This is a genomic window from Streptomyces sp. SP18BB07 (assembly GCF_036322545.1).
In the GTDB taxonomy this organism is placed as follows: Bacteria; Actinomycetota; Actinomycetes; order Streptomycetales; family Streptomycetaceae; genus Streptomyces; species Streptomyces deccanensis.
The window spans coordinates 137831-151977 of record NZ_JAQYWT010000349.1 but is presented as its reverse complement, the minus strand read 5'-3'; the positions used below and the strand labels follow the sequence as shown (position 1 = coordinate 151977).

The 14147-nt window shown below is 72.5% G+C and carries 12 protein-coding genes; 7 read left to right on the top strand and 5 right to left on the bottom strand.

Translation table 11 applies throughout. From position 1 onward, the window contains the following. Nucleotides 1–110 precede the first annotated feature (110 nt). Both PUR53_RS34885 and PUR53_RS34880 read right to left on the bottom strand, forming a co-directional pair. Complete coding sequence (locus PUR53_RS34885) at nt 111–2435, bottom strand: helix-hairpin-helix domain-containing protein (protein WP_329910863.1); 2325 nt, start codon at nt 2433–2435, stop codon at nt 111–113. Beyond that, entirely contained in the window at nt 2432–3415 is a 984-nt protein-coding gene (locus PUR53_RS34880) for an aldo/keto reductase (protein WP_329897639.1), read from the bottom strand. Before PUR53_RS34880 ends, PUR53_RS34885 begins: the two co-directional genes overlap by 4 nt. 315 nt (nt 3416–3730) lie before the next feature. On the opposite strand from PUR53_RS34880, the gene PUR53_RS34875 reads away from it, so the two are divergent. Both PUR53_RS34875 and PUR53_RS34870 read left to right on the top strand, forming a co-directional pair. Further along, entirely contained in the window at nt 3731–4786 is a 1056-nt protein-coding gene (locus tag PUR53_RS34875; RefSeq protein ID WP_329897640.1) for an LLM class F420-dependent oxidoreductase, read from the top strand. A gap of 279 nt (nt 4787–5065) precedes the next feature. After that, nucleotides 5066–5854 (top strand): ferritin-like domain-containing protein, encoded by a 789-nt coding sequence (locus PUR53_RS34870; RefSeq protein WP_329897641.1) that lies wholly within the window; start codon nt 5066–5068, stop codon nt 5852–5854. A 94-nt stretch (nt 5855–5948) separates the two neighbouring features. Here PUR53_RS34870 and corA read toward each other — a convergent pair whose 3' ends face one another. Then, nucleotides 5949–6944 carry a magnesium/cobalt transporter CorA gene (gene corA / locus PUR53_RS34865; protein ID WP_329910862.1) on the bottom strand — a complete coding sequence of 332 codons (996 nt, stop codon included), beginning with the start codon at nt 6942–6944 and terminating at the stop codon, nt 5949–5951. Between the two features lie 73 nt (nt 6945–7017). Between corA and PUR53_RS34860 the strand changes: the two genes are divergently transcribed. From PUR53_RS34860 to PUR53_RS34840, 5 genes are all read left to right on the top strand, one after another. Further along, complete coding sequence (locus tag PUR53_RS34860) at nt 7018–7704, top strand: histidine phosphatase family protein (RefSeq protein WP_329897643.1); 687 nt, start codon at nt 7018–7020, stop codon at nt 7702–7704. Between the two features lie 96 nt (nt 7705–7800). Then, a complete protein-coding gene (locus tag PUR53_RS34855; protein ID WP_086797757.1) occupies nt 7801–8391 on the top strand; it encodes a DUF3090 domain-containing protein in 591 nt (196 codons plus the stop codon). Next, on the top strand, nt 8355–9212 hold the full coding sequence (locus PUR53_RS34850) for an SCO1664 family protein (protein WP_329910861.1): 858 nt from the start codon (nt 8355–8357) through the stop codon (nt 9210–9212). The genes PUR53_RS34855 and PUR53_RS34850 overlap by 37 nt, the downstream gene beginning before the upstream one ends. A gap of 248 nt (nt 9213–9460) precedes the next feature. Continuing rightward, nucleotides 9461–10690: a cysteine--1-D-myo-inosityl 2-amino-2-deoxy-alpha-D-glucopyranoside ligase gene (mshC, locus tag PUR53_RS34845; protein WP_329897645.1), complete on the top strand. Its 1230-nt coding sequence runs from the start codon at nt 9461–9463 to the stop codon at nt 10688–10690. A 389-nt stretch (nt 10691–11079) separates the two neighbouring features. Continuing rightward, complete coding sequence (locus PUR53_RS34840) at nt 11080–12105, top strand: SMP-30/gluconolactonase/LRE family protein (protein ID WP_443078127.1); 1026 nt, start codon at nt 11080–11082, stop codon at nt 12103–12105. Between the two features lie 120 nt (nt 12106–12225). On the opposite strand, the gene PUR53_RS34835 is transcribed toward PUR53_RS34840, so the two are convergent. Continuing rightward, complete coding sequence (locus PUR53_RS34835) at nt 12226–13248, bottom strand: PAC2 family protein (protein ID WP_329897647.1); 1023 nt, start codon at nt 13246–13248, stop codon at nt 12226–12228. 158 nt (nt 13249–13406) lie between these two features. Continuing rightward, nucleotides 13407–14078 carry a FadR/GntR family transcriptional regulator gene (locus tag PUR53_RS34830; protein WP_239752981.1) on the bottom strand — a complete coding sequence of 224 codons (672 nt, stop codon included), beginning with the start codon at nt 14076–14078 and terminating at the stop codon, nt 13407–13409. Between the last annotated feature and the right edge of the window lie 69 nt (nt 14079–14147).

Below are 14147 nucleotides of genomic sequence, written 5' to 3'. Positions count from 1 at the left end.
ATGGGGCTCGGGGCTGCTCGTCGTCGGCGGCCTCGGGTCGTCCGTGGTTGCTCGCGCAGTTCCCCGCGCCCCTGGAGGACGGCCCTGCGGGCCGCCCGAGGGGCGCGCTGTCAATCGGTCGGCGGGACCTGGGCCTTGAGCAGCGCCGGCAGTCGGGTCGTGCGGGGCTTCGGCGGGATCTCGGCGACCGCGCGGGGCAGGGCCTGTTCCACCCCGTGCACGACGGACAGGTGCCGCTCGGCTCGGCCGAAGGCCGTGTAGACCCAGGGGCGCGTGAGGGCCTGCGCCGCGTCACCCGGCAGGACCACCACCGCAGCCGGCCACCGATGCCCCACGGCCTGATGCGCGGTCAGCGCCCACCCGTGCCGCACGGTCTGCTCGACCCGCTCCTTCGGTACGACGACGGCCACGCCCGCGCACTCCAGGTGTAGTCCCTCGGCGTCGGCCTTCACCACGCGGCCGGGCGTCGTACGGCCCGGCGCGGGGGAGTGGGCCACGCGGTCGCCCGGGTCGAAGCCGCCGAAACGGCCCGGACCGGGGTTCAGCCGCTCCTTGAGCGCGGCGTTCAGCGCACGCGTACCGGCGGCGCCCCCATGACCGGGGGTGATCACCTGCACCTGCTCCGCGGGGATCCCGAACGCCCTCGGCACCGAGTCCACGACGAGCTGCGCGGTCCGGTGCACGGCCTCACCGGCGTCCCGCACCGGCACGATCACGACCTCCTTGCCGGGTGCGTCGACCTGGTTCAGCTCGCCGATCCCGATTCCGGAGACCAGTTCTCCGATCGGCCCGGGGTCGGGCGTCCGCGATGCCACCTGCGGGCAGGCCCGGGCGGCGAGCAGGTCGGCGAAGACCCGGCCCGGCCCGGCGGACCACAGCACCCCCGGGTCGCCGCTGAGCACCAGCCGGGCCCCGTCGGGCAGCGACTCGGCGAGCAGCGCGGCCGTCTCGACGTCCAACTGGGGCGCGTCCAGCACCACGAGAAGGTCCAGGTCGAGGGCGCCGTCCACGTCACGGCCGGGTCCCTCGGCACCGGACAGCAGCCCGGCGAGGGTCGCCACGACGGTGTCGCCCGCCTCGACCGTGTCGTCCCCCTCAGCGGGCTCGCCGTCGGCGGAGCCCAGCTGTGAGGCGAAGCGTCGTCTGCCGTCCGCGCTGTGCGTCGCCGCGTACGCCCGCAGGCCCAGCGACCGGGCGGCCGTGACGAGCGCCGCCGGTTCGGCGCGAGCGGCCTCGCCGCCGGTGTGCAGCACGAGCCCGTGTCCGGCGACGGCGCGGATCAGCTCGGCGGCGGAACGCGGGGCCGACGCCGCTGCCGAGGCCCAGTCGGTCGGATCCTCCTTGGGCAGGGAGTTCATGAGGCGGGCGAGTCCGTCGGCGAGGCTCTCCTCGGCGAGGGCGTAACGCTCCAGGCCGATGAGGACACGCACCGGGCGCTCCTCCTCCGCCTCGTCACCTTCACCCTCACCCTCGCCGTCGGTGTCGGTGTGCGCGGAAGCGGATGCGGGGGCCGGTGCGGAACGGGTCGCGGCCGGGGCGTCGTCCAGCGCGTCCTGGAAGACCAGGGCCTCGCCCTCGGCCACGGTGCTCTGGACGGCCTCGTCGGGGTCGGGGACGGCACGCTGACCGAGCGCGGCGACCAGGGCCGGGGCCTCCAGCGCCGTGTGCCCGGCCACGGCCGCCTGCTCCAGCAGCCATACGGTGACCGCCCGGCCCCGTCGCTCGTCGTCCGGGCCGCACTCCGCCCCGAGCAGGGCCCGCGCGAAGCCGTCCGCCTGCTCGGGCCGTACGCCCGGCACGCGCAGCAACTGCCAGGGGTCCTCCCGTAGCCGGGCGCCCGCGCCCTCGCCGAGCGCCTCGGCGACCTGCGGCACCAGCGCCTCGGGTGCACCGCCCTCGGCCAGCACCGCGCGCACCACATCGACCGTCTCGCCGGAGGGGGCCGCCGCGCCGGCCGGGGGCGTCATGGGCTGTGGTCGCCGCACCGGTTCCTCCGCGGGCCGACGCGGCGTCGGCTCCGGCCCGTCGAAGACGGTGGCCGTGGGCTTCTGGCCGCCCTCGACGGCCCGCACGGCGGCCAGCAGGTCGGCAGCCGTCCCGCTGAGCTTGGCCCCGCTCGTGATCGGTGCCCCCTTCTCCGCCTTGCGCCGCTCGATCCGCTCCCGCTCCAGCCGCTGAGCCGCCAACTCGGCCTGGGCCTCGGAGACTTCGGGCGCGGCTCCGGAGGTTTCGGCGGCACCGGCCTGGACCTCGGCACCGGCCTCGGCTTCGCTATCGGCTTCGTTGTCGACTTCGGCGGTGTCGGCCGTCTCGCTGTCCCCGGCAGAGCCTTCCGGAGCGGCCCCGGCGGCTGCGTCGTCGGGCGCGGCGGAGGCCGTCGTGTCGCCTCCTCCTCCCGGCTCGTCCGTCCCCGTGGTCGAGGGCTCCGTGCTCACAGCGTGCTCCAGTCGTGATCGGGATAGCGGTGCACGGGCGCCGACACGTCGTCGAGAGCCCGGCAGATCTCGTCAGGAAGACTAAGGGTCTCCACTGACAATGCCCCCGTGAGCTGCAGCGCGTTGCGCGCGCCGACGATGGGCGCGGCCACGCCCGGCCGGTCGCGCACCCAGGCGAGGGCCACCTGGAGCGGGGTGACGGCGAGACCGTCCGCGGCGGTCTGCACCGCCTCCACGATGCTGGTCGCCGTCTCGTCGAGGTACGGCGCGACGAACGGCGCCATGTGCTCGGAGCCGCCCCGGGAGTCGGGGGGCGTGATGTGGCGGTACTTGGCGGTCAGCACCCCGCGCCCCAGCGGCGACGAGGGCAGCAGACCGACGCCGAGGTCCAGCGCGGCGGGCAGCACCTCGCGCTCGATGCCGCGTTGCAACAGGGAGTACTCCAGCTGCGTGCTGGCCAGGCGGGTGCGTATACCGGGGGCCGCGAGCTGCCAGGTGGCCGCCTTCGCGAGCTGCCAGCCGCAGAAGTTGGAGACCCCGACGTACCGGGCGCGACCGCTGCTGACGGCCAGGTCGAGGGCCTGCAGCGTTTCGTCGAGCGGCGTCTCGGGGTCGTAGGCGTGGATGTGCCAGAGGTCGACGTAGTCCGTGCCGAGGCGGGCGAGGGAGGCGTCCAGGGCGGCGAGCAGGTGGCCCCGGGAACCGTCGAAGCGGCGGTCGGGGTCGGGGACGCTGCCGGCCTTCGTGGAGATGACCAGGTCGCGGCGGGGCACCAGCCCGTCCATCAACTGCCCCAGCAGATACTCGGCTTCGCCGTCCCCGTACACGTCCGCCGTGTCCACGAGGGTGCCGCCCGCCTCCCAGAACACCTTCAACATGTCCGCGGCGTCATGCTCGTCCGTGTCGCGGCCCCACGTCAGGGTGCCGAGCCCGATCCGGGACACGCGCAGGCCGGTACGGCCGAGATGCCTCTGCTCCATGAACGCCGACATTACTGGCCAGGGTTGGTCACGTGGGGGCCTGTGGATAACCGATTTGGCGGTGCGGGTTCGTCGTCCGCGGCCAAGTGGGGGCTGGTCGCGCAGTTCCCCGCGCCCCTCAGGACGGCCCTGCGGGCCGATCTTGAAAGGCCGCAGGCCTTTCAAGGGCGCGGGGAACTGCGCGGGCAACCACGACAGACCCGCGCTCGCCCGACAACCTCCGCCTCCCGAGCTCCCTCGCCCCCTCGGCGGAGCGCAAGGGTAGGGTCGGCGGAAACAAGGACGTTACCGATGGGTAAGGGAAGGCGGGTCTCTATGAAGCTCGGGATCAACCTCGGCTACTGGGGCGCCGGAATGGACGGGGACAACCTGGCCGTGGCCCAGGAGGCCGACCGGCTGGGGTACGCGGTGTGCTGGGCGGCGGAGGCGTACGGCTCGGACGCCGCCACCGTGCTCAGCTGGGTCGCCGCCAAGACCGAACGCATCGACGTGGGCTCGGCCATCTTCCAGATCCCGGCCCGCCAGCCCGCGATGACCGCGATGACCGCCGCGACGCTGGACTCGCTCTCCGGCGGCCGTTTCCGGCTCGGCCTCGGTGTCTCCGGACCGCAGGTCTCGGAGGGCTGGTACGGGGTCAAGTTCGACAAGCCGCTCGCCCGCACCCGCGAGTACGTGGAGATCGTCCGCAAGGCGATGACCCGTGAGCGCCTGTCGCACGACGGCGAGCACTGGACGCTGCCGCTGCCCGGCGGCCCCGGCAAGCCGCTGAAGCTAACCGTGCACCCCACCCGCGAGCACATCCCGCTGTACATCGCCGCGATCGGCCCGAAGAACCTGGAGCAGACCGGCGAGATCGCCGACGGCGCCCTGCTGATCTTCCCCTCGGCCGCGCACCTGGAGGACACCGCGATCAAGTACCTGCGCGCGGGACGGGAGAAGGCAGGCAAGACCCTCGAAGGGTTCGACGTCTGCCCGACCCTGCCGCTGGCCGTCGGTGACGACAAGGACGTCGCGACGCTCGCCGACACCTTCCGCCCGTACACCGCGCTGTACGTCGGCGGCATGGGCAGCCGCAAGCAGAACTTCTACAACCAGCTCGCCCAGCGCATGGGGTACGAGAAGGAGGCCGCCGAGATCCAGGACAAGTACCTGGCCGGCGACAAGACCGGGGCCGCGGCGGCCATCCCGCACGAGCTGATCGACCAGACGACGCTGCTCGGCTCCGTGGAGCGCATCGCCGACCGGATGAAGGCCTACGCCGAGGCCGGGGTCACCACCCTCACCCTCGCCCCCGCGGGCTTCACGCTGGACGAGCGGATCGCCTCGCTCCGGGCCGGCACCGAGGCCATGGAGCTGGCCGGGCTCGCGTAACCCGAACGGCGCAACGGCCGACGCGCGCCGGAACCGGCCGGAATCGGCCGGACGGCGGGGGCGGAAAGTTCAGCGGCCGTGGTGGGGGCTCGGGGGTCTTCCCCGCCACGGCCGTCACGAAGGACAACGCGGCGCGACCCGCTCGGTTACGCGTTCGCGCCGCCCCGGCATCCTTCGTTCGGCGGATTTGTCCGACACAGCTGTTGCCCGGCTCCTGGTACCCCATTTGACTCGTTTTCTGCAGGACCCTGCCAGGCCCCCTGCAGAGAGGTGCCTCCGATGCTTTCGGCCAAGAGTCTGTTCCAGGAGATCGTCGACAACGACGAGTCGTTCCGGCTGTTCTGTTCGATCGCCGCCAGCGGCGAGACGCAGGGCGGCTGGGAGAACGCGCGTATCGCCGCGCTCGTCCCGCAGAGCGAGCGCGCACTCGCACCGAAGATCACCCGCCACGGTGCCGACGAGGACAAACACGGGCGGATCTTCAACGCCCTCATGAAGAAGCGCGGCCTCCAACCGGTGGAGGTCCCGCCCGAGACCGACTACACCGTGCTCCTCGAACGTCGCGGCATCGGTCTCGCGCACGAGAAGCTCAAGGCCGACCAGGCCCTCACCCTGCGGGACATCATCGTCTACCTGTCCCACAGCCGGGTCACCGAACAGCGCGCCGCCGACCAGATGGTGATGCTCCGCAAGCACTTCGCGGACCACCCTGAGATCGGCAAGGCCGTCCGGATGATCTCCGACGACGAGGACAACCACCTCGCCTACACCCACGAGGAACTGCTGCGCTACGCGGCCGCCGGACACGGTCGTCTGATCCAGCGGACCCTGCGCGAGTGCGCCCTCGCGGAGATCGCCGTCTACCGGGACGTCAGCCTCGCCGTGATGGACCGGATGGGGCGCGTCCTCGGCTGGCCCAGGGCGAAGGCGGCCGTCCTCGCCGCGGGCATCCACGCCGCGTACGCGTACGAGCGGGCGGTCGGCTGGCGTCGCATGGTGACGCTGACGATGCCGGAACGCCGCGACGCCCTGGGTGGACCGGCGACCGCCGCCCCCGAGTTCGCCTGAGGATCTCGCACACCCGTCACGCGCGCGTGGGGCCGCACCGTCCGCCCACGCGCGCGTACGGCCCAGGAACGGCGTCCCGGGGGCGGGTTGGTCGCTACAGCCAGCCCCGGCGCTTGAAGAGCCGGTACACCAGCACCTCCGTCATGACCATCAGAGCCATCAGCGCCGGGTACGACCACACCCAGCGCAGTTCGGGCATGTGCTCGAAGTTCATGCCGTAGACCCCGGCGGCCATGGTCGGGATCGCGGCCATGGCCGCCCAGGCCGAGATCTTCCGCATGTCGTCGTTCTGGCGGACGCTCATCTGCGCGAGATGCGCGGAGAGGATGTCGGAGACCAGTCGGTCCAGACCCTCGACGGACTCGTTGACACGGGTGAGGTGGTCGTTGACGTCGCGGAAGAAGGGCTGGGCACTCTCCTCGACGAAGGGCACCGCGGGGGCGGAGGTGCCGTTGCCCGAGAGTCGGACGAGCGGTGCGGCGAGGGGGCCGGTGGCCCGGCGGAACTCCAGGACCTGGCGTTTGAACGTGTAGATCCGGGACGCCGTGTTCCGTGAGCCGCCGACGTCGGGGGAGAAGACCTCCGTCTCCAGTTCCTCCAGGTCGGTCTGGAGCTCGGTCGCCACCTCCAGATAGTGGTCGACGGTGGCGTCCGTGATCGCGTACAGCACGGACGTGGGCCCCTTGCCGAGCAGTTCGGGCTCCCGCTCCAGACGACGGCGTACGACGCCCAGGGGCGAGCCCTCGCCGTGGCGGACGGTCACCACGAAGGCGTGGCCGAGGAAGACCATCACCTCGCCGGTGGTCACGGTGTCGCTGGACGGCTCGTACACGACCGGCTTGAGCACCATGAACAGCGAGTCGTCGTACACCTCCAGCTTGGGCCGCTGGTGGGCCTTCAGGGCGTCCTCCACGGCCAGCGGATGCAGCGCGAACTCCTCGGTGACCAGGGCGAACTCCTTCTCCGACGGCTCATGCAGGCCGATCCACACGAAGCCGCCGGAGGCGCGGGCGGCGGCCAGGGCGTCGGAGAGGTCATCGGGGCCCTCGGTGCGGTGCCCGTCGCGGTAGACGGCACAGTCGACGATCACGGGGAGTTCCTTTCGCAGAGCCTTGTCCACAGGGCCGGGGGACGCCGTCGGGCGGGCGTCTAGGCTGGGGCGCATGCCCACGTTGATCCTTGTCCGGCACGGACGTTCCACCGCCAACACCGAGGGTGTGCTCGCCGGGTGGACGCCCGGGGTCGCGCTCGACGAGCGAGGCGCCGCGCAGGCCGCGGCGCTGCCCGGCCGCCTCGCCGGGCTGCCGATCGCCGAGGTCGTCACCAGCCCGCTCCAGCGCTGCCAGGAGACGATCCGGCCACTGCTGGACGCCCGGCCCGGACTCGCCGCGCACACCGAGGAGCGCATCGGCGAGTGCGACTACGGCGACTGGTCCGGACGCAAGCTCGCCGAGCTGAACGACGAACCGCTGATGGAGGTCGTCCAGGCGCATCCGACGGCCGCCGCGTTCCCGGGCGGTGAGTCGATGCGGGCCATGCAGCACCGGGCAGCGGAGGCGGTCCGGGAGTGGAACGCGCGCGTGGAGCGCGAGCACGGCGCGGACGCCGTGTACGTGATGTGCTCGCACGGCGACATCATCAAGTCGCTCGTCGCGGACGCACTCGGACTTCATCTGGACCTCTTCCAGCGGATCTCTGTCGAACCGTGTTCCATCACCGCGATCCGTTACACCCGACTCAGGCCGTTTCTCGTCCGCCTCGGCGACACCGGGGACTTCTCGTCCCTGGCGCCGCGCGAGGAGCCCCCGAGCGGTGACGCGACCGTGGGGGGCGGTGCGGGGGCACCGTGATCGTCAACCGCAGTAGGGTGAAGCGGTCGCGGCGGCGCTGAGCAAGTCAGCAGCCGACGCGGCCGGTCCCGACGTCGATTCCAATGGAGACAGGACGTGTCCCGTCAGGTGTTCCTCTACGACCCCCCGGACCGCTTCGTGGCCGGTACGGTCGGGCTGCCCGGGCGCCGTACCTTCTTCCTGCAGGCCTCCTCCGGGCAGCGCGTCACCAGTGTCGCCCTGGAGAAGACCCAGGTCGCCGCGCTCGCCGAGCGCATGGACGAACTGCTGGACGAGGTCGTGCGGCGCAGCGGCGGCAGCGCCGCGGTGCCGGCCGTGGCCCCCACCGAGGTGTCGGACACGGCGCCGCTGGAGACCCCCGTCGAGGAGGAGTTCCGGGTCGGCACCATGGCCCTGGCCTGGGACGGCGACGAAGAGCGGATGATCGTCGAGGCGCAGGCCCTGGTCGAGCTGGACGCCGACTCCGAGGAGGACCTGGCCGAGGCGGAGGAGCGGATGCTCCAGGACGAGGAGAACGGACCGCCGATGCTCCGCGTCCGCCTCACCGGCTCCCAGGCCCGGGCCTTCGCCAAGCGCGCCCTCGACGTCGTCAACGCGGGGCGGCCACCGTGCCCGCTGTGCAGTCTGCCGCTCGACCCGGAGGGACACGTATGTCCGCGCCAGAACGGATACCGGCGCGGGGAGTGACCTCCTCCGCCGAGCCGGCGCCCACCCCGCCGGCCGAGCCGTCGGTCAGGCTGCTGGCCGAGGGCGAGCTGACGGTGCGCGGGCAGGTGCGGGAGGCGTCCAACGCGGTGCTGTACTGCACGGTCTCGCACGAGGGCCGCGAGGCCGCCTGCGTCTACAAGCCCGTCGCCGGGGAGCGGCCCCTGTGGGACTTCCCCGACGGGACGCTCGCGCAGCGGGAGGTCGCCGCGTACGAGGTGTCCGAGGCGACCGGCTGGGGGCTCGTCCCGCCCACCGTCCTGCGCGACGGGCCGTACGGGCAGGGCATGTGCCAGCTGTGGATCGAGGGCGCGCCCGGGTCCGAGCTGCTGGCCCTCGTCGACGGCGAGGAGGCCGGGCAGGGCTGGAAGGCCGTCGGCTTCGCGGAGGTCGGGGACGGCGAGACCGCGCTCCTCGTGCACGCCGACGACCAGCGGCTGCGGCGGCTCGCCGTCCTCGACGCGGTCGTCAACAACGCCGACCGCAAGGGCGGGCACCTCCTGCCCGCCGCCGAGGGGCGGCTCTACGGCATCGACCACGGAGTGACCTTCAACGTCGAGAACAAGCTGCGGACGCTGCTGTGGGGCTGGGCGGGGGAGCCGCTCACGGAGGAGGCCGTGGGTGTGCTGGAGCGGCTGCGGGACGGGCTCGGCGAGGGCGGGGCACTGGCCGCGAAGCTCGTCGCGTTGATCACACCGGCCGAGCTGGACGCCACGCGGGAGCGAGTGGCCGCGCTGCTGAAGAGCGGACGCCACCCGGAGCCGAGCGGCGAGTGGCCGGCGATCCCCTGGCCCCCGGTCTGAGGGCGCCCACCGCGGTGGGCCGAGGGCGGTTCCGCTGCTCGGCGGTCACGAGGCGCCGCTGCGCCCACCCGTGCCGCCCCAGCGGCACGACTGCCCGCAGAGAGACAACGACGGGACGCGCGCCCCGTCAGGGGGGCGGGGAACTGCGCGACCAGCCACGTACTGGCCGGCAGCCGCAGAACAAGGCGGTACCCCCGAGTGCCCGGGCGCCCGGCATGGCAACGCGGCGATCGGGTTAGGCTCGTGGCATGCATGCCTGGCCCGCTTCTGAGGTCCCCGCCCTGCCCGGCAAGGGCCGCGACCTTCGGATCCACGACACCGCGACCGATGGGCTCATCACCCTTGACCCCGGTCCCGTCGCCCGTATCTACGTCTGCGGTATCACCCCGTACGACGCGACCCACATGGGTCACGCGGCGACCTACAACGCGTTCGACCTCGTTCAGCGCGTGTGGCTCGACACCAAGCGGCAGGTTCACTACGTCCAGAACGTGACGGACGTCGACGACCCCCTGCTGGAGCGGGCCGAGCGCGACGCCATCGACTGGGTGGCCCTCGCCGAGAAGGAGACCGCCCTCTTCCGCGAGGACATGACCGCCCTGCGGATGCTCCCGCCCCGCCACTACATCGGCGCGGTCGAGGCCATCCCCGGCATCGTTCCGCTCGTCGAACGGCTCCGTGACTCCGGCGCCGCCTACGAACTCGAAGGGGACATCTACTTCTCCGTCGAGTCCGACCCCGACTTCGGCAAGGTCTCACGCCTCGACGCCGCCACGATGCGGCTGCTCTCCGCCGAGCGCGGCGGCGACCCGGACCGCCCCGGCAAGAAGAACCCGCTCGACCCCATGCTCTGGATGGCCGCGCGTGAGGGCGAGCCCAGCTGGGACGGCGGCTCCCTCGGCCGCGGTCGGCCCGGCTGGCACATCGAGTGCGTCGCCATCGCCCTCGACCACCTCGGCATGGGCTTCGACGTCCAGGGCGGCGGCTCCGACCTCGCCTTCCCGCACCACGAGATGGGCGCCTCGCACGCGCAGGCGCTGACCGGCGAGTTCCCCATGGCCAAGGCGTACGTCCACGCCGGCATGGTCGCGCTGCACGGCGAGAAGATGTCGAAGTCCAAGGGCAACCTGGTCTTCGTCTCCAAGCTCCGCCGTGACGGGGTCGACCCGGCCGCGATACGGCTCGCGCTCCTCGCCCACCACTACCGGTCCGACTGGGAGTGGACCGACCAGGTGCTCCAGGACGCCGTGGCCCGCCTCGACCGGTGGCGCGCCGCCGTGTCCCGGCCCGACGGACCGCCCGCCGAGGCCCTGGTCGAGGAGATCCGCGAGGCCCTCGCGAACGACCTGGACGCGCCCACCGCGCTCGCCGCGGTCGACCGTTGGGCCGCCCTCCAGCAGGAGCGGGGCGGTACGGACGAGGGCGCGCCCGGCGTGGTGTCGCGCGCCGTGGACGCGCTGTTGGGCGTCGCCCTGTGAAGCCGTTGCAGTAACGACTCTGCACAGGCGTCGCCCACGTCACACACACCACACGGACACCGCTGGGGCGCGTCCTCCGACCGGAGGACGCGCCCCAGCGCTCGTAGGCCGGGCCGCTCGTGGTCCTCGCGGGGCGGACGGCCGGTCTCCCGCCGCAAGGGACACGAAGGCGCGGTGCCTGGACGGAAGTTCACGGGGGGCGTAGGAGGAGCTGATCGGCCGAGCCGAACAGACCGTCACAATCCCGGCCGCGAGCTCTCCCGGGGCTGTCAAGGCGCTGTCGGTCGAGGGGCGAAGGGCTGCGGGGCCGGTCGGCATGTGATGGGGTGACAGACGTCAGTTGAAGCCGGACCGGCCAGCTGCCGGTCCCTTCGTGGAAGGGACGCACAGTGGCACCCCCGCTCCCCCCGCATCCCCCGCAATCCCCCTCCGCCGGCCCCGCCCCCCACCTCGGTCGGCGCAGCCTGCTCACGATGTCGGCCGCCACCGCAGGCGCGCTGCTCGTCGGGGCCTCCGCCGCCTCCGCAGCTTCCACCGCCTCCGCGACCGACTCGGCATCCGGGGACCCGTGGCCCGACGTCATCCCCCTGCCGAACGGCTTCCGTCCCGAGGGCATCACCATCGGCTCCGGCCCCTACGCCTACCTCGGCTCTCTCGGCGACGGCTCGATCTACCGCGCCGACCTGCGCACCGGCGCGGGCCGCATCATCTCGGCGGGGCCCGGTACGCCCTCCGTCGGGCTCAAACTCGACGACCGGGGGCGGCTGTTCGTCGCCGGGCGCGGTCAGGGCGCCCGGGTGGTGGACGTCCGTACCGGCAAGATCATCGCCGCGTACACGCTCACCACGAAGACGCCGACCTTCGCCAACGACGTCTTCCTCACCCCCGGTGCCGCCTGGTTCACCGACTCGTTCCAGCCCGCCCTGTACGCCCTGCCGCTCGGCCGCGACGGCCGACTGCCGGGCCAGGACGAGGTCGTCACGGTCACCCTGAGCGGCGCCTGGACCCAGACGCCGGGCGAGGTGGTCAACGCCAACGGGATCACCCGGACCCCGGACGGCAAGGCCCTCCTGGTCGTCCAGTCCGGCGTCGGTGGCCTCCACCGGGTGAACCCGAGGACCGGAGTCACGACCCTGGTCGACCTGGGGGACGCGGCCCCCCTCACCAACGGCGACGGCCTGCTGCTCCTCGGCCGGCGGCTCTACGTCGTGCAGAACCGGCAGAACGCGATCGACGTGTTCCAGCTCTCCGCCGACGGCCGCAGCGGCATCTTCGAGGGCCGCCTCAGCGACGCCGACTTCGACGTCCCGACCACAGTCGCGGCCCACAAGAACCGCCTGTACCTACCCAACGCCCGCTTCACCACGCCCCCGACCCCGGACACGACCTACGCGGTGGTGGCGATCAAATGCTGAGCACCCAGTAACTCCCGGCCCACTTCCCCGCGCCCGAAGGGGCGCGGGGAACTGCGCGACGAGCCCCCACAAACCCGCAGATCCCGCGCAGCGTCACCGCAACGGCATCCCCGGGCCCAACTACTCCTCCGACGAATCCTCGTCCTCGTCCTCGCCCTCCGCCTCGCCGGCGGCCTCCGGCCGCGACGGCTTCGGCGGCCGCGTACGCCCGCCAGGGTTCTCCTTCGGGTTCCACGCGCCTGAGCCCGTGTCACCCCCGTCGGCCGTGGCGTGCCCCCCGGCCGGACCGGCGGAGCCGGGCCCACCGTCCCGCCGCCGCAGATACCGCTCGAACTCGCGGGCGATCGCCTCGCCCGACGCCTCCGGCAGCTCCGCCGTGTCCCGGGCCTCCTCCAGCGTCTGCACGTACTCGGCGACCTCGCTGTCCTCCGCCGCCAGCTGGTCCACGCCCACCTGCCACGCGCGCGCGTCCTCGGGCAGCTCACCCAGCGGGATGCGTACGTCGATGAGGTCCTCCAGGCGGTTCAGGAGGGCCAGCGTCGCCTTCGGGTTCGGCGGCTGCGACACGTAGTGCGGCACCGCCGCCCAGAGCGAGACCGCGGGGACACCGGCGTGCGTGCACGCCTCCTGGAGGATGCCGACGATGCCCGTGGGGCCCTCGTACTTGGTCTCCTCCAGATCCATCCGCTGCGCCAGGTCCGGGTCGGACGTGACACCGCTGACCGGGACCGGACGCGTGTGCGGGGTGTCGCCGAGCAGCGCGCCCAGCACGACCACCAGCTCCACCCCCAGCTCATGGGCGAAGCCCAGCAGCTCGTTGCAGAACGAGCGCCAGCGCATCGACGGCTCGATACCCCGGACGAGTACGAGATCGCGGGGCTTGTCGCCGCCCACCCTGACCACCGACAACCTTGTCGTCGGCCAGGTGATCTTCCGTACGCCGCCGTCCAGCCACACCGTGGGACGGTTCACCTGGAAGTCGTAGTAGTCCTCGGCGTCCAGCGCCGCGAACACCTCGCCCTTCCATTCCCGGTCCAGATGCGCGACCGCGGTGGAGGCGGCGTCGCCGGCGTCGTTCCAGCCTTCGAACGCGGCCACCATCACTGGGTCGATCAGCTCGGGAACCCCCTCCAGCTCGATCACCCAGCGCCTCCTTCCGACGTGCCCTCGCGTACGCCCCAACCTTACGGCGTGCCGAGGGGCCCTCCGCAGCCCCCGTGCACGGGGGAGTGAACGGATCACTGCCCCGTTCGCACGGCACAAACACGCGTCGGCCGCCGGAGCCTCAGGTGATCAACTTCTCACAGCGACGACCGCAGCCACTGCTCCACGCTCGCGATGTGCACCGTCGCCCAGGAACGAGCGGCGTCGGCGTCGCGGTCGCGCAGGGCGGCCAGGATGGCGCGGTGCTCGTGCAGGGTCCGGCTGACGGCGTCCTCCTGGGTCAGTCCGCGCCAGATGCGGGCCCGCGTAGTGGGACCCGACAGGCCGTCGAGGAGCGAGCAGAGCACGGAGTTCCCGGAGGTCTGCACGATGCCCCGGTGGAACTCCAGGTCGCAGGCGACCAGTTCCTCCACCGACGGATCGGTGCCGAGCTTGTCCAACTGGGCCGCCAGCGCGTCCAGTTGCTGCTCGCTGATCCTCAGGGCGGCCATCGCCGTCGCCGCCGGCTCGAGTATGCGGCGCACGGCGAGGAACTCCAGGACCGTGTCGTCGCGGTGGAAGTCGACGACGAAACTCATCGCCTCCAGCAGGAGTTGGGGGTCGAGGCTGGTCACATAGGTGCCGTCGCCCTGCCGTACGTCCAGGATGCGGATCAACGACAGGGCGCGCACGGCCTCGCGCAGGGAGTTTCGGGACAGCCCGAGGTCGGCCGCGAGCTCGCTCTCCTTCGGGAGCCGGTCGCCGGGGCGCAGCGCGCCGGAGACGATCATGCCCTTGATCTTCTCGATCGCCTCGTCGGTGACTGCCATGGCGACCCCTCCCTGTCGTTTCCGGCCGTTCCGGTTGTTCAGGCCGTCCCGGCTGTCCCGGCTGTCCCG